Source organism: Pilosibacter sp. NGB245 (assembly GCF_057397225.1).
This window is the reverse complement of record NZ_CM171584.1, coordinates 967,868-988,413: the sequence shown is the minus strand read 5'-3', so window position 1 is coordinate 988,413 and position 20,546 is coordinate 967,868. Positions and strand designations below refer to the sequence as shown.

Annotated in this window: 17 protein-coding genes and 1 other annotated feature; of the genes, 2 read left to right on the top strand and 15 right to left on the bottom strand. The window is 50.3% G+C overall.

Features of this window, described 5'->3' with window-relative positions:
- Positions 1-148: 148 nt before the first annotated feature.
- The 15 genes from ACXMYH_RS04345 to ACXMYH_RS04275 form a co-directional block, all read right to left on the bottom strand.
- Positions 149-679, bottom strand: coding sequence for a cob(I)yrinic acid a,c-diamide adenosyltransferase (locus ACXMYH_RS04345; protein ID WP_118529362.1), 531 nt, complete (start codon positions 677-679; stop codon positions 149-151).
- 110 nt (positions 680-789) lie between these two features.
- Positions 790-2,745 carry an ATP-dependent helicase gene (locus ACXMYH_RS04340; RefSeq protein WP_486555595.1) on the bottom strand — a complete coding sequence of 652 codons (1,956 nt, stop codon included), beginning with the start codon at positions 2,743-2,745 and terminating at the stop codon, positions 790-792.
- Positions 2,745-4,202, bottom strand: coding sequence for a glutamate--tRNA ligase (gene gltX / locus ACXMYH_RS04335; protein WP_118513876.1), 1,458 nt, complete (start codon positions 4,200-4,202; stop codon positions 2,745-2,747). The genes ACXMYH_RS04340 and gltX overlap by 1 nt, the downstream gene beginning before the upstream one ends.
- Positions 4,203-4,275: 73 nt before the next feature.
- Positions 4,276-5,613 carry a magnesium transporter gene (mgtE, locus tag ACXMYH_RS04330; protein ID WP_405580503.1) on the bottom strand — a complete coding sequence of 446 codons (1,338 nt, stop codon included), beginning with the start codon at positions 5,611-5,613 and terminating at the stop codon, positions 4,276-4,278.
- A gap of 397 nt (positions 5,614-6,010) precedes the next feature.
- On the bottom strand, positions 6,011-6,568 hold the full coding sequence (gene efp / locus ACXMYH_RS04325) for an elongation factor P (RefSeq protein ID WP_118298797.1): 558 nt from the start codon (positions 6,566-6,568) through the stop codon (positions 6,011-6,013).
- Between the two features lie 102 nt (positions 6,569-6,670).
- Complete coding sequence (locus ACXMYH_RS04320; RefSeq protein WP_118529360.1) at positions 6,671-7,204, bottom strand: YqeG family HAD IIIA-type phosphatase; 534 nt, start codon at positions 7,202-7,204, stop codon at positions 6,671-6,673.
- A gap of 58 nt (positions 7,205-7,262) precedes the next feature.
- Positions 7,263-7,718, bottom strand: a complete 456-nt coding sequence (nrdR, locus tag ACXMYH_RS04315; protein ID WP_118298799.1) for a transcriptional regulator NrdR — start codon at positions 7,716-7,718, stop codon at positions 7,263-7,265.
- 260 nt (positions 7,719-7,978) lie between these two features.
- Complete coding sequence (locus ACXMYH_RS04310) at positions 7,979-8,965, bottom strand: protein kinase family protein (RefSeq protein WP_243016051.1); 987 nt, start codon at positions 8,963-8,965, stop codon at positions 7,979-7,981.
- Between the two features lie 156 nt (positions 8,966-9,121).
- Positions 9,122-10,384 (bottom strand): CCA tRNA nucleotidyltransferase, encoded by a 1,263-nt coding sequence (locus ACXMYH_RS04305; RefSeq protein WP_486555594.1) that lies wholly within the window; start codon positions 10,382-10,384, stop codon positions 9,122-9,124.
- 116 nt (positions 10,385-10,500) lie between these two features.
- Positions 10,501-11,067: a biotin transporter BioY gene (locus ACXMYH_RS04300; protein WP_486555593.1), complete on the bottom strand. Its 567-nt coding sequence runs from the start codon at positions 11,065-11,067 to the stop codon at positions 10,501-10,503.
- The gene (gene proS, locus ACXMYH_RS04295) at positions 11,067-12,500 is read right to left on the bottom strand and encodes a proline--tRNA ligase (protein WP_486555592.1); all 1,434 of its coding nucleotides are present in this window, start codon (positions 12,498-12,500) and stop codon (positions 11,067-11,069) included. The genes ACXMYH_RS04300 and proS overlap by 1 nt, the downstream gene beginning before the upstream one ends.
- Before the next feature lie 230 nt (positions 12,501-12,730).
- Positions 12,731-13,009 (bottom strand) — a binding site (T-box leader).
- 82 nt (positions 13,010-13,091) lie between these two features.
- Complete coding sequence (locus ACXMYH_RS04290) at positions 13,092-13,310, bottom strand: hypothetical protein (protein ID WP_118529354.1); 219 nt, start codon at positions 13,308-13,310, stop codon at positions 13,092-13,094.
- Positions 13,311-13,487: 177 nt separating this feature from the next.
- The gene (locus tag ACXMYH_RS04285) at positions 13,488-15,245 is read right to left on the bottom strand and encodes an ABC transporter ATP-binding protein (protein WP_118529353.1); all 1,758 of its coding nucleotides are present in this window, start codon (positions 15,243-15,245) and stop codon (positions 13,488-13,490) included.
- Complete coding sequence (locus ACXMYH_RS04280; protein ID WP_118529352.1) at positions 15,242-17,173, bottom strand: ABC transporter ATP-binding protein; 1,932 nt, start codon at positions 17,171-17,173, stop codon at positions 15,242-15,244. Before ACXMYH_RS04280 ends, ACXMYH_RS04285 begins: the two co-directional genes overlap by 4 nt.
- Positions 17,142-17,690, bottom strand: a complete 549-nt coding sequence (locus ACXMYH_RS04275) for a MarR family winged helix-turn-helix transcriptional regulator (RefSeq protein ID WP_118529351.1) — start codon at positions 17,688-17,690, stop codon at positions 17,142-17,144. Before ACXMYH_RS04275 ends, ACXMYH_RS04280 begins: the two co-directional genes overlap by 32 nt.
- A 435-nt stretch (positions 17,691-18,125) precedes the next feature.
- Here ACXMYH_RS04275 and pckA point away from each other — a divergent pair, with 435 nt between their 5' ends.
- Both pckA and ACXMYH_RS04265 read left to right on the top strand, forming a co-directional pair.
- On the top strand, positions 18,126-19,730 hold the full coding sequence (pckA, locus tag ACXMYH_RS04270; protein WP_118298810.1) for a phosphoenolpyruvate carboxykinase (ATP): 1,605 nt from the start codon (positions 18,126-18,128) through the stop codon (positions 19,728-19,730).
- Positions 19,731-20,146: 416 nt separating this feature from the next.
- Positions 20,147-20,527, top strand: a complete 381-nt coding sequence (locus ACXMYH_RS04265; RefSeq protein ID WP_118298811.1) for a desulfoferrodoxin family protein — start codon at positions 20,147-20,149, stop codon at positions 20,525-20,527.
- Positions 20,528-20,546 lie beyond the last annotated feature (19 nt).

Genomic DNA, 20,546 nt, shown 5'->3' with positions numbered 1-20,546 from the left:
CAGTACGTTACTGTACACGGTAGGAATTTTCTGAACTGAAAATTCCGTACAATACAGTTGTGACAGCAGATTTTGCCGATTCGGAATGCGAAGCATCGGCAAAATCCTGTTACAGTGCGCGGGCATGGAGTGCCCGTGTACTGTAACGTCAGTACTCAACTCCCCGTCTCGCCATGATCCCGCGGTCAAACGGATGCTTTCTCTTACAGATCTCCGAGACATAATCCGCTGCCGCGATCAGCTTCTCCGACGGATCTCTCCCAGTGAGAACGATCTCCAGCCCGTCCGTCTGATCTCTTCCGGGGCGGTTTTCAAGAAATTCCAGGACATCGCGTTCCGGAACCATCCCGTAATTTACAGCCGCCATGATCTCATCAAACACCACCAGATCCGCATGTTCCGCGAGTTTCACCGCTTCGCCAAACAGCTCTCTGTGGTATGCCGCACATTCCCTTTTCGTCTCTTCATCCATCGACCGGACAAAGCCAAATGTTTTCCGGCACGGGATCAGCGTAACCTCCGGGATTTTCTTTAAAATTTCCACTTCCCCGGAATTGTCCGTCTTTAAAAATCTCGCGATCACCACGCGTTTTCCGCATCCTGCCGCCCGGACGGCCAGTCCGACCGCCGCGCTCGTTTTTCCTTTTCCATCTCCGCAGTAAATATGAACAAGTCCCATGTTTCTCCTCGCTTTTTAAAACAGAGTGCAAAGTGCAGTAATTCCGTGAGGAATTTGTCAACTTGCTCTGACCAGAATTGCTCACCAGGTCCCACGTACATTCGACTTGATCACAGTCCTGCTTCCTCCACAAACCGGGAAACATCCGTCTTCCTGTGATACCGCTCCTTCACCGCCGCTACATGAAGCCGGTCCTTCGCACGTGTCAGGGCGACATAGAACAGCCGTCTCTCCTCCTCGATATCCGCCGGCAGACCCGCTTTATGGTGTGGAACGATCCCCTCATTCGCATCAACCACAAAGACGACCGGATATTCCAGTCCCTTTGCACTGTGCATCGTTGACAGAGTCACGCGGTCTTTCGTCTCCTCGCGCTCTTCCTGATTCTGCTTCTTTAATTCTTCCTCATACCGGGCCGCATGTTCCTTCCACTCCACAAAGGTTGCAAATTCCGCCGCGCTCTCCGCGAGCTTATCTGCCGTCTCGAAAAGTTCCTCCGGCTTCATTCGCCTGAATTCTGCATAGGACCGCAGATAGTCATCGTATCCGATCGCCTTCCGGATATAGTTGACTGCCGCCACAGGCTTTAACGGCGCCATTGCGCGAAGATCCGCCTCCAGGTCACAGATCCGCTCCTCCATCCAGTCCCTATCCTGGTAAAAGGATTTCAGGCGGTCAAAGGATACGATCGGCGTATCAAAGGCATCCCTGCTGAAATACCGGTTTGGCCGGTTCATGATCCTGTAAAAATCGGATCTTTTCCTGCTGCCCGCCGCGATCTCCATGTAGGCGAAGAGATCCTTCGCGATCCAGTGGCTGTAAAGATTCGGGATCACATCCCGCAGCTTAAACGGAATATTATAGCCCATCAGCCGCTCCGCCATCAGGCCGGAATTTGCCCCTGTTCGGAACAGTACCGCGATCTCGCTCCACTGATACCCGGCATCATGGTACGCGCGGATACTCTGCGCCACCGTGTCCATCTCATGTCCGGGATTATCGAAAACCCGGAAATCCACCGGACGTCCGGATCCCCGGAACGGCTCCAGCTTCTTATCAAACCGGACCTTATTGTGCTCAATAAGGCGAAGAGAGGTCTCCACGATTTCCTTTGTAGACCTGTAATTCGTTCCCAGAAGCACCCGTTTTGTCCCCGGAAAATCCTTTTCAAAGCCGAGCATGATCTCCGGCTTCGCCCCGCGGAACCGGTAGATCGACTGGTCATCATCTCCGACGATAAAGAGATTGTTCTCCGGCAGTGCCAGCATCCGGACAACCTGATACTGAAGAAGGTTAATATCCTGGAACTCATCCACGAGAATATACTTAAACTTCTTCTGCCATGCTGCCAGGATGTCCTTCCGCTCCGTAAACAGCTCATGGCACATGACGAGCATATCGTCGAAGTCGATCTTTCCCGTCGTTTTCAGCATCTCATCATACCCGTCATAAAGCTTTTTAAACCACTCTTCCGGGCAGTTCTGGGAATAGTAGTACTTCAGATCCAGGCGCTCGCCTTTTACGTAGCTGATCTCATTGATGATGGAGGAGATAAATTCCGCCTCGTCCTCGACCTCCATCTCTGATTCATCGAGAAACTTCTTAAAATACTGGCGTTTTTCCTCCCCGCTGATCACATTTCCGGCAGGGAAACGGTACGCCCACTTTAAAATATGGTAAAAGACCGAGTGAAAGGTTCCAAAGCTCACACGGGAACCTGCTGCCTCCAGAGACGTCCCGCAGGCTTCGCGCCTCCGGGGACCAGGATCAGCAGTTCCAAAAAAGGGCTTTTCCGCCCCCGTCCGGCTCCCGCCTGCTCTCTGCTCCGCCTGTTTCCGCTTTTCGTCTTCTTCCCTCGCCAGTCTCAGAAACCGTTCCTTCATCTCCGTGGCCGCCGCTTTTGTGAACGTAATGACAAGAATGCCGGAGGGGTCAACGCCCGCCTCCAGCAGTCTCTTGATTCTGTGTGTAATTACTGTCGTTTTTCCGGACCCCGGACCCGCGAGGACCATCATCGGTCCATCCCGGTGTTCCAGGGCCGTCATCTGTGCCTGATTAAAATCCATTATTCTGCTGCTTCCAGAAGTTCGATTCCCTTCTTAATACGAGCCAGAGACTCCTCTTTTCCGATGATCTCCATGATCTCAGTAGCGCCTGCCGGAGTCATCTGCTTTCCGGACACTGCGGTACGGATCGGCCACATTACGAAGCCTGTCTTTACGCCCTTATCGGCAACGTATTTGGAAAGAGCCTCAAAGAGAGCGTCATTGCTGAAGTCATCCTGCGCCTCAAGGATCGGAAGAACTTCCTTCAATGTCTCTAAGGAGTTCTCTTTTGTTGTCTTCATCTTCTTATGAACATACATATCTGCGCTGTATTCCGGCATTTCCTCGAAGAAATCGATCTGATCCGCGATATCGAGCAGAGTCTCAATTCTTGTCTTTACCATTCCGGCGATCTTCTTTAAATTCAGCGGTTTCTTGATCACAGCCTCAAGGTACGGTTTTGCGATCTCGAAGAACTTGTCATCATCCATCTTCTTGATGTACTCACCGTTCATCCAGCGGAGCTTTGTCATATCAAAGACAGCCGGAGACTTGCTCATGTTGTGGTAATCGAACTCTTTTACAAGCTCCTCAAGTGTAAAGAACTCCTGGTTGTTTGCCGGAGACCATCCTAAAAGGGCAACGAAGTTTACGATCGCCTCTGTTAAGAATCCCTGCTCAAGAAGATCCTCAAAGGAGGAATGTCCGCTTCTCTTACTTAATTTCTTGTGCTCCTCGTTTGTGATGGTCGGGCAGTGTACATAGATCGGAACCTGCCAGCCAAATGCCTCGTAGAGACGGTTGTATTTCGGAGAGGAGGAAAGGTACTCATTTCCGCGGACAACGTGTGTGATCTTCATCAGATGGTCATCCACAACGTTTGCGAAGTTGTAGGTCGGATATCCATCGGATTTGATGAGGACCATGTCGTCGAGTTCTGCGTTGTCTACTGTGATATCTCCGTAGATCTCGTCATGGAATGTGGTGGTTCCCTCTTTCGGGTTGTTCTGGCGGATGACGAACGGCATTCCCGCCTTTAAGTTTGCCTCTACCTCTTCTTTGGAGAGATGCAGGCAATGCTTATCGTAAACCATGATCTCCTCACCGTTTACGGTCTTCTTTAATGTATTTAAGCGCTCCTGGGTACAGAAGCAGTAGTAAGCCTCACCTTTTTCCACAAGTTTTTTCGCATATTCCATGTAGATCCCGGCTTTCTGACGTTCACTCTGAACGTACGGACCGTAGCCGCCGTCCTTATCCGGACCTTCGTCATGGACCAGGCCTGTCTCTGCCAGTGTGCGGTAGATAATGTCCTCGGCGCCCTCAACGTGGCGCTCCTGGTCTGTATCCTCGATACGGAGAATGAAATCTCCGCCCTCGTGCTTCGCGATCAGGTATGTGTAAAGAGCTGTTCTTAAATTACCTACATGCATCCGGCCGGTCGGGCTCGGCGCAAATCTTGTTCTTACTTTTTCCATAATCCATACTCCTGTTAATATATATTTATCCGCGGATAAGTCCGCAGACAGACATTCTTATCATTTCCATCCTCTACACCGTCATATCCAGCAGATGGCACGCCAGATTAAAGTACACCATCAGGCTCACCGCATCCACGATCGTCGTGATCATCGGCGACGCCATGATCGCCGGGTCAAGTTTTAATACTTTCGCCCCGATCGGCAGCGTGCATCCGATCGTCTTCGCGACGATAACGGTACAGAAAAGACTCATCACAACCGTCAGACAGATCATCGTATTTCCCGGGTACTGGATCATCAGGCGGATAAAATTGACCACCGCCAGCACAAATCCGACGATCAGACCGACCCTTACTTCCTTCCACACGACTTTCAGGATATCCTTCGGCTCGATATCACCGACAGCCATACCACGGATGATCATCGTGCTGCTCTGGCTTCCGGAGTTTCCGCCGGTATCCATTAACATCGGGATAAAGCTCACGAGAAGCGGGATCGCCGCAAAGGCATTCTCGTATTTTACAAGGATCCCACCTGTGATCGTACTGGAAAGCATCAAGATCAGAAGCCACGGGATCCTGTTCTTCGCCAGCGTGAATACGCCCGTCTTTAAATACGGCTTTTCACTCGGCAGCATCGCCGCCATCTTCTCGAAGTCCTCGGTCGCCTCTTCCTCCATGACTTCCATGACATCGTCGACCGTGATGATCCCGACCAGACGGTCCTCACTGTCCACGACCGGCATGGAGAGAAGTCCGTACTTGTTCATCGTATCGGCCACAAGCTCCTGGTCATCGGTCGTCTTCGCTTTGATGACGTGCGTGTCCATGATATCGCCGACCTGGCGCTCATACGGCTGAAGGAGAAGGTCCTTTACCGTGATCACACCGTCCAACATCCTTTTTTCGTCCATCACATAGCAGGTGTAGATTGTCTCGGAATCTACTGCGTGATGGCGGATGTAGGCGAAACACTGCTCCACCGTCATGTTCTTTTTCAGTCCGATATACTCGGCTGTCATGATACTTCCGGCACTGTTCTCCGGATAGTTTAAGAACTGGTTGATGAGCTTTCTCGTCTCCGGCTTCGTGTTCTGTAAAACACGGCGGACCACCGTCGCCGGGAGTTCTTCCACCAGGTCAACGGCATCATCCACATAGAGCTCATCCACGATCTCGGAAAGCTCCTTATCTGTGATGCTGTTGATGATGTGGCTCTGCTTGTCCACCGGAAGCTCGGCAAATACCTCGGTCGCCAGCGCCTTCGGCAGCATCCGGAACACGATTACGGTGCGCTCAGAGTCCAGTTCTTCGATGAACGATGCGATATCCACCTCGTTCAGTTCCACAAGCTCTTCCTTCAGCAGGCGGTATTTTTTTTCCTCTGCCAGCTCCAGAAGATGCTCCATGTCAAATGTTTCATTTCCATCATTCGGCATTTTCTTTTCCCCCACAATCTGTTATTTCTGCCCGGAATTTCCGGCAAAGATTCATGCGATCATGGAGACAAAGCCATTGCATCCGGTAAATCCAAAGACACCGGTTACAACTGAACAGATTGATTTCGGCAACACACATAACAGCAGCCCCCGGTCATGCGTATTGCCACCGGTTCAGGGTGTGCGTCTGCCTCCATCGTATGACTTCGACCTTCCATTATGTGTTCACTTCCTTTCTCTGTCCTTTCCATTATAAGAAAATTTTACCCAATTGGCAACCTGTTACGCAATTTTTCGCACAAAAAAGGGTAAAAAAAGTCCCAGGAAACACCTGGTTTCCTGGGATTCTGAAACTTGTTTTTGCAGATTAAGCTCTGGAAAGGTACTCACCAGTACGTGTATCGATCTTAACGCGATCACCCTGGTTTACGAATAACGGAACGTTGATCTGAGCGCCTGTCTCAAGAGTAGCCGGCTTTGTTGCGCCTGTAGCTGTATCGCCCTTGAAGCCCGGCTCTGTATCTGTTACTTCAAGCTCTACGAATAACGGAGCCTCAACAGAGAATACCTTGCCGTTGTAGGAGCAGACTTTAACAGTCTCGTTCTCTTTTACGAACTTTAATGCATCGCCAACAACATCTGTGGATAATGCGATCTGCTCGTATGTGTTAACATCCATGAAGTTATAAAGGTCGCCGTCTGCATACAAATACTGCATGTCCACACGGTCGATTCTTGCTGCCGGGAATTTCTCGGTCGGACGGAAAGTTCTCTCAACAACACCGCCGTTGATCACGTTTTTTAATTTTGTTCTAACGAAAGCAGCGCCTTTACCCGGTTTTACATGCTGGAACTCTAAGATCTGTACGACCTGTCCATCAATTTCGAGTGTAACGCCATTTCTGAAATCACCTGCTGATACCATAAATGATAATCCTCCTTAAAACTGTTTCCAATTATTTTATTTCACATTTCACGCTAATAGCTGATTCTATCCTATTCTATACTATTCTACTGCGGTTTTCAACTATTTTTTGCAAAAATCCCCGGCTGTCTGCCCCATTTTTTTCAATCGTTTCCTGTAAAACGCGAGAACTATCGCCTCGAGATAGCGTTTCAGGACGATCTGGATCTCCTCTTTGGGATTGATCGGCTTTACGAGGATCGAGTAGAGGCCTGTCCGGTTTGCGCCCCAGACATCCGTAAAAAGCTGATCCCCGACGAACAATGTCGTGTCGCGGTCTGTTTTCATCCGTTCCATGGCCCGCTCATATCCTTTTCTCGACGGTTTTCCGCCCTTAAAAATATAGGGACTCCCCACCTTGTCAGCGAACGGAGATACCCGCGGCTCTTTATTGTTGGAAAGGATGCAGGTCGAAAACCCGATCGCGCGGAGCCGCTCAAACAATTCGATCGCCCGCGCATCTGCCGGTGCACCGTGGGGAACCAGCGTGTTGTCCACATCAAAGATGATCCCGCGATATCCTCTCTCATAAAGTTTTTCGTATGGGATCTCATATGCACTGTCCACATAGTTTCCCGGATAAAATGTCTCAAACATACTGCTGCCCTGCGTTCGGCTTGAATTTTTCAGCCCTTTGCAGTTTTCTCCCCATCTCTTATTTATTGTTCAGGAACTTCGCGAGCTCCTCCATAAATGCGTTCACATCCTTAAACTCCCGGTAGACGGACGCGAAACGGACATAGGCAACCTCGTCCACCATCTTTAACTTTTTCATGACAAGCTCACCGATCGTCACGGACGGGATCTCCCGCTCCTCCATACTGAAGATCTGTTTTTCGATCTCATCGATCATCTTCGTGATCTGTTCCGAAGAGACCGGGCGCTTATGACAGGAAAGAAGGATTCCATTCTCGATCTTCTCCCGGTTGTACGGTTCTCTGGAGTCGTCTTTCTTGATGATCATAAGCGGCATTGTCTCTAATTTTTCATACGTCGTAAAACGTTTCCCGCACTCTTCGCACTGACGGCGGCGTCTGATCGAACTGTTGTCATCCGCCGGGCGCGAATCGATGACTTTTGTATCCTGTGCACCACAAAATGGACATTTCATGGGATTTCCTCCTTTGTGCGGCTGTCTGTTATATTCCGGTCACAGCCGCATTTTTATATCATATCTTATCATATAACAATCCTGTTCTGCAAGCCTGTACACTCATTATTTTTCAGGCACCCGGATAAACATGTTACAGTACACGGACACTCCATGCCCGCACACTGTAACAGGATTTTGCCGATGCTCCGCATTCCGAATCGGCAAAATCCGCGACTCCAACGGTATCATACGGAATTTTCGGTTCCGAAAATTCCCAACTAGGAAAAAAAGCGGATAAACTTCTCGCGCATCTTCTGCTGTGCCTCCAGTTTTTTGATCTTCTCCGTGCTCTTCGCAGGCACCCAGGCCTTGTTGGCATTGTAATAAAAATTGATCTGCTTCCAGTATTTCTCCGGATACCGGAACAGATAGTAAAGCACCTGCCGTTCCAGCTCCGTGATCGGCAGCACGCGCTCATACGTCTCCATGATCTGTCTCCCCAGGCGCTCATTCCAGTCATGTTTTTCCATGATCTTTCTGAGAAAATAGTACAGGTCCTCCATCTGCACACCCAGGTGCATCTGGTTGAATTCCGTCACTGCCGTATATCCGTTTCCGATCAGAATATGGTGGTAGTCCGGCTCCCCGTGGCAGACCGCATATCCGTTCATGATCTCCTCACCATGTTTTTCATACAGCCGTTCCATTCCCTGCTCCGCTTCCTCTGCCTGCACCGCGAAACACTCAAAATTCCTGATCACGCAGAGCTCAAACTCATTTTTCTTCCGCTTTCCCCGGATAAACGTTCTCGCCCTCCTGAGCTCCCGGTTATGGCGTCGCATCGCTTCAAAAAGCGGCGGCGAGACCATGGATCTCATATTCCATTCAGCCTGCCTCTTTACTTCGCGAAACTGCCGGTGCAGGAGCGCCAGCGCCCGGGCCGCCGAGAGGAGCTCCTTCTCATCTTTCAGATCACATTCCCGGTCCGCATACCATTGTTTCACAATATACCGGCTTCCATCCTCCGCCGAAGATAAAAGTTCTCCCTCGGAGTTTCTCACATACTGATCTGCCTTTACCGTCTCCATCCCGTCCAGAGACTGCAAAACCGCCTCCTCGAACTCCAGACGGTTCACGCTTCCCCGATATTCCTTTAAAAGCCGCAGCCCCTGATCCGTCTCCAGGATCCAGGACCCGCGTCCCCGCCGCAGTGTATTCACCTGAAATCCATACGTTTTCTCTGCCTCTTCTTTCCAGTCGATCACGATTTGATCCCCCCATATCCCGTTCTGACCTTTTCCAGCTTTCTGCACAAGATATGAGAAAACCATGGTGATTATTCCCACAAACATACATCCGCAACAGCAAAAGACACCTGCCGGATTCCCGGCAGATGTCCTTCATACAATGTTCTTCTGGTATTATTTGAATTGGCTGATTTTTTCTAATAATATATCTTTTTTATTCAGTTCTGGATGTTCGATCACAATGTTCAAAAGATACAGGAGTCCGTCTCCGATCTCTTTTCCATGTTCCAGTCCCATCGCAAGAAGATCACCGCCATTGACCGCAAGCTGTTTCAGACTTACGCAGTCCCCCGCTTCCCTGATCTCCTCAAAAAGATGCAGGATCTCCGGGACGCTCCGGTCTCCGTCCATTTTCTTTAACTGCATGGCACCGAGGAACTGGTACTCCGTAACCTTACTCAGGGCTCTTCTGATCTCGATCTTATCCGCACCAGGAGGTGTCTGAAAAACATTCAGCATGTTTTTCACGTTCCCGATCGTATCATTATCAAGTTTCAGGCCTCGTAAGATCTTCACCGCTTCTTCCGGCTTCATATGGCGCAGAAATCCGGCCCACCGGTGGGACTTATCCGCCGTGAGGGAGGAAACGCCCTTCCAGCATGTTTTAAGGATCTCCCGGTCATTCCGTTTTTCCTGCATCATGCTTCCGCTTTCTGGCTCATTCTCCCGGAGTTCCCGCTCAAAGACCTCCGGAAATCCCGGGGCCACATACGATGCGATCCCGGTCTCCTCCACCATCCAGATCTTCTCAGGATGATCCGAGAGCAGGAGTTTCGTGAGCTCCACCTGGATCCTCTCCTTGCTGACATGGACCAGGTTCGGCGCGATCTCGGCGATCGCCCGGTATGTCTCATCCTCGATCACAAAATCAAGCTGGGCGGCAAACCGGACAGCCCTTAGGATCCTCAGCGCGTCCTCCGTAAAGCGGTCCCTCGCACAGCCGACGCACCGGATCACCCGGCGTTTCAGATCTTCCATGCCCTCAAATTCATCCACGATCCCCGTCTCATGGCTGTATGCCATGGCGTTGATCGTAAAATCCCGGCGTTTCAGATCTTCCCTCAGATCCGGCGTAAATTCCACGGTCTCCGGATGTCTCCCATCCAGATATTCCCCATCGATCCGGTATGTCGTCACCTCATAGCCTTTTCCATGCTTGATGATCGTCACCGTGCCGTGCTTCAATCCCGTATCGACCGTCTTTCCGAAGATCTCCTTCACCTGCTCCGGCTTTGCAGAGGTTGTGATATCCCAGTCCCCCGGGATCCTTCCGAGAACGGCGTCCCGGACACAGCCGCCGACGATAAACGCCTCATATCCGTGGCTTCGTATATTGTCAATGATCCATTCCGCCTCATAAGGCATCTCAATTCTCACTGGTCCGGTACCTCCTTTTTCTTTATCGGAAATTTCATTTCGAAACTCCACAAGATTCTGTCTGCACTGCCTGCCCTGCCGAACCGTTGCTCAAAAGACCGACCCGGATTTTCTTCTTACTTTGCAAGCTTCCCTAGGATCGGGATCAGCCGTTTTGCAAGCACAGCCGCCAGAATACATAAAATAAAATCCTCACCGACCGTCAGGAGGAAACAGTTGATAAACACAAGCTTCCAGCCGACACTCACGCCGAGGACAAAATTGCTGCACACATAAAAATAGATCATTCCGCAGGCATAATCCGTGAGAAGTCCCCAGAACGCGGAAAACAACAGCCAGAAGAATGATGTGCTCTTTCTGATCTCATATACACGTCCGGTCACAAAAGCAGCCGCCGCAAAGCCGATCAGGAATCCGAACGTCGGTTTTAACAGATACGCCGGTCCGCCGCCCGTCGCAAAGATCGGAAGTCCGCAGAGTCCGATCACAAGATATGTGATCACACTCGCAAACGCCCGCTTTGATCCCAGGAGCAGAGCCGCCAGCAGGACAAAGAAAAACTGCAGCGTAAAATGCATCGGCACCGGCTGGACAGGGATCGTGATCTTAAGAAAAGCCCCGACGGCGATGAGGGCTGTAAACAGCCCCCCGAGCGTCAGGTCTTTGATATCCCATCGTTTCATTAATATGCTTTGCCCCAGTAAACCATCTTGGTTGCCGGTTTGCCGCAGCATACGCAGGTATCAGCAAGCTTTTCCTGCTTGAACGGCATACATCTGGATGTAACGCCTACCTGCTCTTTTAACTTGTCCTCACACTCCTGGCAGCCGCACCACATTGCACGGATGAAGCCCGGCTTGTTGTCTGCGATGTCCCTCATCTCTTCCATGTTGTGGGCATCGTAAGTATGCGCGTCACGATGTGCTTTCGCACGCTCGTACATATCGTGCTGGATCGTCTTTAAGAGCTCGTCAACCTTCTCTGCGATCTCGCTTAATGCAACTGTGATCTTCTCGTGAGTATCACGGCGGACAAGAACTGCCTGTCCTGCCTCGATATCCTTCGGTCCGAGTTCTACACGAACCGGGATTCCTCTCATCTCGGACTCAGAGAACTTCCAGCCCGGGCTCTTGTCGGAATCATCAACTTTTACGCGGAAGTTGGAGAGAACCTCTTCCACTTCTCTTGCCTTCTCGAGAACGCCCTCCTGCTGCTGGCGGATCGGAACGATCACAACCTGTGTCGGAGCTACGTTCGGCGGAAGTACAAGACCTTCGTTGTCACCATGTACCATGATGATCGCACCGATCATACGGGTTGTCATACCCCAGGATGTCTGGTGAACATATTTTAACTGGTTATCTTTATCAGAATACTGGATTCCGAATGCCTTCGCAAAACCATCCCCGAAGTTGTGGCTGGTTCCGGACTGAAGTGCCTTACCGTCATGCATTAAGGACTCGATCGTGTAGGTTGCCTCTGCACCTGCGAACTTCTCCTTGTCTGTCTTCTGTCCGCGGACAACCGGGATCGCAAGGAAATCCTCACAAAAGTCAGCATAGAGATTTAACATCTGGATCGTTCTCTCCTGAGCTTCCTCAGCAGTCGCATGAGCTGTGTGGCCCTCCTGCCATAAGAACTCTCTGGAACGGAGGAACGGTCTTGTCGTCTTCTCCCATCTCACAACGGAACACCACTGGTTGTAAACCTTCGGAAGATCACGGTAGGAGTGGATGTCTTTCTGGTAGAAATCACAGAACAGAGTCTCGGATGTCGGGCGGACACAGAGACGCTCCTGAAGCGGCTCAAGACCTCCCTGAGTCACCCATGCTACCTCCGGTGCGAAACCTTCGACATGGTCTTTCTCTTTATCAAGTAAGCTCTCCGGAATGAATAACGGCATGTAAACATTCTTTACGCCTGCTTTTTTAAAGCGCTTATCAAGCTCATGCTGGATATTCTCCCAGATCGCATATCCGTCCGGTTTGATGACCATGCAGCCCTTTACGCTCGCATAATCACATAATTCTGCCTTTTTTACAACGTCTGTGTACCACTGCGCGAAATCGTCTTCCATGGAAGTGATGGATTCCACAAGTTTCTTGTCTCTTGCCATTGTTTTCTCCTTTATATAAAAATTCATTGTCTGCATGTCTCTCTGTTTCAGATGCGGAGAATTTCCTGTTAAAAAGGAATGTGTCCTGGCACATTCAGGCGTCTCGCGCGGTCGCTTGCGACAGCCTTCATCTTCGCGCGAGTGCGCATCTTAGGCACGCAGTGCCTTTTTGTTTCACAGGAAGTTCCATCGGAATTTCCTGTGAAACAAAAAAGGCTGCCGCTCCCCACGCAAGGGACCGACAGCCGGCGTTACCACCCAAATTAGCTTCCGCCTGTCGCGGAAACTCTCCTCTGATATCCGTTAACGCCGGATCTACGCTGTACTTAACGATGCAGTCGTTCCGCAGCAATCCCGATCTCCGTGATATTAGCTGTCCATTACGACATTTTCCATCTCTCGCACAAAGCTCCGAGGCCGGTTCAACAACGCGCACATAAAAGCTCTCACCATCCGCTTTCTCTCTGGAATGCCGCCCTTCATCTACTTTCCCTCTTCAATGCCTGTCTGATATGCATATATGATGGATTTTAATGGATTTTCTCCCGTTTGTCAAGACTCCGCCGCGGATTTTACCGGTTCAGCAAAACTCTAAAAGATCAGCTTGATCAAAAGCCATACTGCCGCGATGCATAACAGCACCAGCGCAAACGCCGTAGAAAGTCCGAACACGACAGCTCCGATCGCGATCGATACGATAAATCCAAACAGACTGAGGACCGCACCAAGAAGCTTTCCGCAGACTCCGAGGACAAGACCGACACATTTAAAGATCAACACAAGGAATACAATTGCAAATAAAATTGACATTTTTTACCTCCCGCCAGACCGCCCTGCCAGGAAAGTACCCTCCGGAACCAACGATTCCCGAATGCAAACCTGACAAAAAGCGGTATTTTTCTTCGGCTTATTATATTCCCGTTTCCTTAATTTGTAAATGAAAAGTGACATACTCCCTAGATGTGGGAGAATTCTTGCTGATTCTTGTTAAATCTCCAAATACCTGATCCTCTCCCCCGCATCTCTCTGATAAACCCGATGCGAGATTGAGATCACCGTCCGCCCCTCAGACGCACTCTTCAGCGCCCGGAGCACCATCTCCTCCGTATCTGCATCCAGATTCGCCGTGATCTCATCGAGAAGCAGGATCCTCGGTTCTCCGGCAACTGCTCTTGCGATAGACAAAAGCTGCCACTGTCCCTGAGAGAAGATTTCCGGTTTACATAACGTGTCATATCCCTGATCCAGCCCCATGATCGTCTCGTGAAGCCCCACAAGCTCTGCAGCTGCCTGAACCTCCGCATCCCCGATCGCCGCATCAAACAGCGTAATCTGGTCGCGCACCGTCCCCGGGACCATGTGGAACGACTGCTCCACATAACCAAACTTCGTCCGCTTCTCCCTGTCCGGGATCCGGTATGCCTCCTCGCCCTCGATCAGCGCCTCACCGGAATTCGGCCGGTAAAGTCCCAAAAGCAGCTTAAAGATCGTACTCTTTCCGGCGCCGGTGCGCCCCGTCAGCGTCACCTGCTCGCCTGGGTAAATTGCGAAACTTAAATTTTTCAAAACAACATGGTCATCGTAGCCGAAAGTAATATTCTTAAATTCTACACAGGGTTCTTCTTTCGATCCCCCGTGATCCATGCACGTTTCTCCCTCTGTGTTCTTCTTTTCCTTCCGCTTATCTCCGGTATCAGTCTCTCCGTCCTTTTCCTTTCCCGGCTCCGATTTTCCGGCATGGTCCGGCATGGTCTCCTTCATGTTCTCCCTCTCCGTTTTCGCCAGGAACTCATTGATCCTGTATACACCGGCAACCGCCGACTGGATCGTCTGGATCTCCATTCCGAGATTCTCGATCGGGGAGAACACCTGGGAAATATAATTGATGACTGCAACCGACGTTCCCACGGACATGCCGAACAAAGCCAGGACCTTCGCATTTCCGGACGCGGCGAGCAGCATCACGGCCGCAACGGCGACCGCGTTGAGAAACAGGATCACCGGTGAGTAGACTGCATCATAGAAGTTTGTTTTCTCGATTGCAGAATAACTCTCCCCGATATAGTCATCATACCGTTTCTCCATGTACGTCTCTTTTCCCAGCGTGTGGATCGTCCGGATACAGCGGATCGTCTCCGGAACATGGTTTGTGACACGGCTCACCGCCACACGGTTTGCAAGCTGCGCCGTGAGCATCCGCTTCTGTACGATCCTCGTGAACACAAAGATCACCGGGATCAGAATGATCAAGAGCAGTGCGAGTCCGCGGTTCTGGAACCAGATCACCGCAAAAATGCTGACGACTCTGCATGCATCCGCGAACATGCTGATGATCCCGGAGGTAAACAGCGCTTCCACGGTGTCAACATCGCCGACAAATCTGGAAACCACAGCTCCCGGTTCTTCCTTATTTAATGTGTCTGCACTCAGTCGGACAAGCTTATCGGAGAGCTCGCTCCTGAACGCATGCGTCATCTTCTGACCAAAGACAGTGAGGAAACTCTCTCTCAGGGACTCCAGCGCCCCGGTCAGGAAGATCAGCAGAAAATACTCCGCCGCCATGGAAAATCCCGAAAAATTTCCGCCGGCGATCCGGTCAATGATTTTTCCGAGAACAAGAGGCGGAAGCAGCGAAATGGCAACCGCTCCCGTCACCGTCAGAACGATCCCGATGGAAAGCCATTTTTCCCGCGTGACCGTTTTTCCGATGATCGATGCCGCACTGATATTCTTCTTTCCACTCATTGCTTTTTCCTCCTTTCCCCACCGTTTTCATTCCCATCAGACGATGATCTCCTGTTTTTCCGAATTTCTCCTGACGCCTTGTTTTCAGCTCCACATTCCTTTTTCTGCATCTCTTCTGCATCATTCGCAGACTCTTTCTCCGCAGCCTGCGCGTGATACAACTCGGCATACTGTTTATTTTCTGCCATCAGCTTCTCATGCGTGCTGCATGTTCCCGTCCCGTGTTCCATCCAGATCACCTGGTCGAACTCCGGGAACAGATACAGTCTGTGGGAGATCAGGAATACGATCCGGTCCTTCGAGAGCTCCTTCAGATGTTCAAACACCTGTTTCTCCGTGCTCCTGTCCAGAGCCGAGAACGGATCATCCAGGATCATCACCGGCTTTCCATGGCAAAGCATTCTCGCCAGGGCAAGGCGCGCCGCCTGACCGCCGGAGAGACGGACGCCGCTGTTTCCGACAACCGTATCTTCCCGGTCCTCCATCTCCCGGACCTCCTCATCAAAGCATACAGCACGCAGCCATGTCCAGACATCACTGTCATCTCCCAAAAGAACATTATTTCTGATGCTGTCGCCCAAAAGTTCCGGATCATGTCCGAGATATCCGATGAGTCTGCTCCGCCCCTGTTCCGTACAGGAGGAGAGTTCTCTGCCGCCATATGTCAGATGGCCTTCATACGGATATTCGCAGAGAAATGTCTTTCCGAGCGTCGATTTTCCGCACGCCACCGGACCCGTGATTCCGATGATCTGTCCAGGTTTCGCGGTGAAGGAAAGATCCTCAAAGATCGGCGCACTGCCCGGATAGCTGAATGTCAGATGATCTGCGGAAATGACGCCGTGTTCCGTATGACTTTCGCCTGTTTTTGCACTGAATTTTTCAGTCTGCTCTGCGATCTCATCCTCCTCCTCAGCCTGAGCAGCCCGCTCCATATACGGATGGATCCGCTTCCAGGACACCTGTGCCTTGTGGACCGCGTTGAAGAGTTTCGCCGCCTTCGAGGACTTGTCGGAAAGCTTCGTATAGCACGCGAGGAAGGTCGTAAATGCTGCGACATCCCAGCTCGTCCAGCCGCTTCCAAGGATGTTCTTAGAGCCAAAATACAGGATCATCACGGTTCCCGCCATCGCGATCACCTTGTAGACCGGCGGCAGGGCCGCGTTCCAGATATTGGCCCTGACTGCCGCACGCTCATACTCTTTCAGATGGACCTCATAATCTTCTCCCCGCTCCTTCTCACATCCGAACACCCGGTATGTGATCGCGTTTGTGATCCGGTCCAGTGTCGCTGCATTGAGTTTTCCGGTCTGTTCCTTGTAAGCAGCCCCCGTTCTCTGGACGATCCGTTTCATCTTCTCCGCGATAATATAGGAAAACGGCGGAAAGATCAGTGAACAGAGTGCAAGTCTCCAGTCGTAGTAAAACAGCATTCCCATATAGCCGAGAAGCGCCACGCCCGTGTCAAAGATCTCCGTCGTGAACTTTCTCATGCCTTCCACGCAGTCGTCCACATCGGAGATCGCCTTCGTGATGACATTTCCCGCGCCCTCTTTCTCCAGCTCCACACGCGATTTATGTACCAGCGTCCGGTAGAGGATCCTCTTCATTCTCCTGTTCACATTGTTGGCAAACCGGCGCACATAAAACCGCTTGATGTATCTGGCCAGCTGCACCAGCCCGATCACGATCACGTAAGCAGACGCCAGCCGGAGCATTGCCGGGAGCCGCTCCGCCCCGCTCAGGATCCTCATCAAGCAGCCCGCCATTTTTCCTTCAAACCATGGTCCCGCCATGAGACCCAGATTGTAGATCAGTCCAGACACCGTGATCAGCGCCAGGACCTTCCATTCCTCCCGGAAATAATCCAGGATCCGGTCCGGATGAAGTTTCTTTTTATTTATGATGATCGTTTCCTCTTTTGTCATGCTTCACTGCTTGTTCCTTCTGATGGTCTGTATACCGGCCGCAGGATTCCTCTTTCTGCCGCTCTGCGACGAGCTTAGAGACCGTTTCAAACCCCGCACGCCTCTCATTTTTCGAACGCCAGTAAAGCTTATCCAGTGTCTCGCAGAATCTGTTCCTCTCGTCCTCCGGAAGTTCGGATAAAAGCCATTCATAAAAGATCGTCTCGATCTCCGCCTTTGAATTTTTTAGCTTCTCCGCCTTCTTTGTCGCAAAAAGCAGCTGACTCCGGCCGTCCGCCGGATTCGGCTTCCGTTCCAGATATCCTTTCGCCTCGAGACTCGCCGCCCGTCTTGCCGCGGCTCCCTTATCGATCTTTAACTTTTCCCGGACCTCCGTCTGGGTGATCCCCGGATTGTGGCGGACAAGATGGATAAAATCAAATTCCGCCGTTCCGATCCCCTCTTCTTTCATCGTCTGCACCGTAAATTTTCCGACCTCACGGGCGATCTTCGTCATCTTTCTCTCCGTCTGATCCATATATGATCTCCTTTCTGGCAGAATTCTTTCCGTCAAACCTTTCCGCCTGTTCAAAACGCGCTCTATGAGCTTCTCCTGCTGTTGCAGCCGTCTCCGGTCCCACCCGCAGATATGTACTTTTTAGTTGTACCATCAACCAATTTGGATGATAGTACAACTATCTAATTTTGTCAACTGCAATTTGTTTCTTTTCCTTCGAAAATAACGTCTTTCCTTTATTTTCTTAGAATTTCAGTGCAAGAAACGTATCGCAGCAAAAGAATGATATTATTTTAACAAAGTTTGCTATTTTGTTGTTGATTTTGTCCAATTTTCATGTATAATGGAATTGAAAGATATCATTATTGCCTGTAAAAATTCCAGGTAATGGTACCTGTTCAAATCTGAACATGTACAAAATTTTCATCAAATTTATGAAAAGAGGTTAGATAAGCGATGGCAAAGATTGATTTAAGCAAGTATGGCATCACCGGAACCACAGAGATCGTCTACAACCCGTCTTATGAAATGTTATTCGAGGAGGAAATGAAACCGGAACTCGAAGGCTATGAAAAAGGACAGGTCAGCGAACTCGGAGCAGTTAATGTTATGACCGGTATCTACACCGGCCGTTCACCGAAAGATAAATTTATCGTTGTGGATGAAAATTCCAAAGATACTGTATGGTGGACATCTGACGAATACAAGAACGACAACCATCCGGCTTCTCAGGAAACCTGGAAGGCAGTAAAAGATATCGCATTAAAAGAACTTTCCAATAAGAGACTCTTCGTTGTCGACGCATTCTGCGGCGCAAACAAAGATACCCGCATGGCGATCCGTTTCATCGTTGAGGTCGCATGGCAGGCACACTTCGTAAAGAACATGTTCATCAAACCGACTGCTGAAGAACTCGAGAACTTCGAGCCGGATTTCGTTGTTTACAACGCATCCAAGGCAAAAGTTGAGAACTACAAGGAACTCGGCTTAAACTCCGAGACAGCCGTTGTCTTCAATATCACAAGCCGCGAGCAGGTTATCATCAATACCTGGTACGGCGGAGAAATGAAGAAAGGTATGTTCTCCATGATGAACTACTACCTTCCGTTAAAGGGCATCGCTTCCATGCACTGCTCTGCAAACACCGATATGGAAGGCAAGAACACCGCGATCTTCTTCGGTCTCTCCGGAACCGGTAAGACAACTCTTTCCACAGATCCGAAACGTCTCCTGATCGGTGATGACGAGCACGGCTGGGACGACAACGGAGTATTCAACTTCGAGGGCGGCTGCTACGCGAAGGTTATCAACCTCGATAAAGATTCCGAGCCGGATATCTACAATGCGATCAAGCGCAACGCTCTTCTCGAGAACGTAACTCTCGACAAGGACGGCGTGATCGATTTCACTGACAAGAGCGTAACTGAGAACACCCGTGTCTCCTATCCGATCGACCATATTAAAAATATCGTCCGCCCGATCTCCGCAGGTCCGGCAGCAAAGAACGTGATCTTCCTCTCCGCAGATGCATTCGGCGTACTTCCGCCGGTATCCATCCTGACTCCGGAGCAGACAAAATACTACTTCCTGTCCGGTTTCACAGCAAAACTTGCCGGAACCGAGCGCGGAATTACAGAGCCGACACCGACCTTCTCCGCTTGCTTTGGTCAGGCATTCCTCGAACTCCATCCGACAAAATATGCGGAAGAGCTCGTTAAGAAGATGGAAAAGAGCGGCGCTAAGGCATACCTCGTAAATACAGGCTGGAACGGAACCGGAAAACGTATCTCCATCAAAGATACCCGTGGAATCATCGATGCGATCTTAAACGGCGATATTTTAAACGCTCCGACAAAGAAGATCCCGTACTTCAACTTCGAAGTTCCGACCGAGCTTCCGGGCGTTGACTCCAAGATCCTCGACCCACGCGATACATACGCAAACGTTGCTGACTGGGAAGAGAAAGCAAAAGACCTCTCCGGAAGATTCATCAAGAACTTCGCAAAATACGAGAGCAACGAAGCCGGCAAAGCACTTGTTGCCGCTGGCCCGCAGATCTGATCTTAAATTTATTGGAACTGCTTCCATTTCGCAATTTCAAAGGACGCTGCAAAATCTGCAGCGTCCTTTTTTTAATCTCAGCCGGACAAAACTCCCTCTCCTGTCCCAAGCTCTTTTTCCCGTTCCCAGCACTTCTTTTTATTGATCCTTTCTCCAGTTTTCCATTCTGTACTCTCACATAGCCCGGAAAATCCACGGTGTGATCCTGTAGCCAGATTTTCCTGTGTTTTGCTGCTGTGGCTTTCCATAAATCATAAGCCTGTAAATTTATTCTTCTGACCCCCCAGCAAATACAGACTGAAAGCTAAAAATCTTATTCTGTTTTTTAAATAATCCTTGCAATATGGTATTTCTTATGGTATTATATCAGCAACAGTTACTATTATTATTTTAGATTATTCACAAGGAGGTCCTCTATGAGCGTAAAATTCTATATCTGCAATCACTGCAAGAATATCATCACAAAAATGAACGATTCCGGCGTCCCGGTTGTCTGTTGCGGAGAGAAAATGACGGAACTGATCCCCGGCACTTCGGACGGTGCACACGAAAAACATGTCCCGGCCTTCGAAGTAAACGGAAATAAAGTTTCCGTAAAAGTCGGCTCTGTGGAACATCCGATGATGGAAAAACACTATATCCAGTGGATCCTGATCGAGACAAATTTCGGAACCCACTGCCGTTCTCTTACTCCGGAAGACAAACCAGAAGCAGAGTTCTTCCTCGCTGACGGTGAAAAGCTGATCGCAGTTTATGAGTACTGCAATCTTCATGGACTCTGGAAAGCGGAAGCATAACTCCCGCACTGCCCGAAGC

What these genes read in the sequence shown, in the direction of transcription:
- ACXMYH_RS04345 (WP_118529362.1), bottom strand. Translation starts at nt 679, where the DNA reads ATGGGACTTGTTCATATTTACTGCGGAGATGGAAAAGGAAAAACGAGC.
- ACXMYH_RS04340 (WP_486555595.1), bottom strand. Translation starts at nt 2,745, where the DNA reads ATGGATTTTAATCAGGCACAGATGACGGCCCTGGAACACCGGGATGGA.
- gltX (WP_118513876.1), bottom strand. Translation starts at nt 4,202, where the DNA reads ATGGAAAAAGTAAGAACAAGATTTGCGCCGAGCCCGACCGGCCGGATG.
- mgtE (WP_405580503.1), bottom strand. Translation starts at nt 5,613, where the DNA reads ATGGAGCATCTTCTGGAGCTGGCAGAGGAAAAAAAATACCGCCTGCTG.
- efp (WP_118298797.1), bottom strand. Translation starts at nt 6,568, where the DNA reads ATGGTATCAGCAGGTGATTTCAGAAATGGCGTTACACTCGAAATTGAT.
- ACXMYH_RS04320 (WP_118529360.1), bottom strand. Translation starts at nt 7,204, where the DNA reads ATGTTTGAGACATTTTATCCGGGAAACTATGTGGACAGTGCATATGAG.
- nrdR (WP_118298799.1), bottom strand. Translation starts at nt 7,718, where the DNA reads ATGAAATGTCCATTTTGTGGTGCACAGGATACAAAAGTCATCGATTCG.
- ACXMYH_RS04300 (WP_486555593.1), bottom strand. Translation starts at nt 11,067, where the DNA reads ATGAAACGATGGGATATCAAAGACCTGACGCTCGGGGGGCTGTTTACA.
- proS (WP_486555592.1), bottom strand. Translation starts at nt 12,500, where the DNA reads ATGGCAAGAGACAAGAAACTTGTGGAATCCATCACTTCCATGGAAGAC.
- ACXMYH_RS04290 (WP_118529354.1), bottom strand. Translation starts at nt 13,310, where the DNA reads ATGTCAATTTTATTTGCAATTGTATTCCTTGTGTTGATCTTTAAATGT.
- ACXMYH_RS04285 (WP_118529353.1), bottom strand. Translation starts at nt 15,245, where the DNA reads ATGAGTGGAAAGAAGAATATCAGTGCGGCATCGATCATCGGAAAAACG.
- ACXMYH_RS04280 (WP_118529352.1), bottom strand. Translation starts at nt 17,173, where the DNA reads ATGACAAAAGAGGAAACGATCATCATAAATAAAAAGAAACTTCATCCG.
- ACXMYH_RS04275 (WP_118529351.1), bottom strand. Translation starts at nt 17,690, where the DNA reads ATGGATCAGACGGAGAGAAAGATGACGAAGATCGCCCGTGAGGTCGGA.
- pckA (WP_118298810.1), top strand. Translation starts at nt 18,126, where the DNA reads ATGGCAAAGATTGATTTAAGCAAGTATGGCATCACCGGAACCACAGAG.
- ACXMYH_RS04265 (WP_118298811.1), top strand. Translation starts at nt 20,147, where the DNA reads ATGAGCGTAAAATTCTATATCTGCAATCACTGCAAGAATATCATCACA.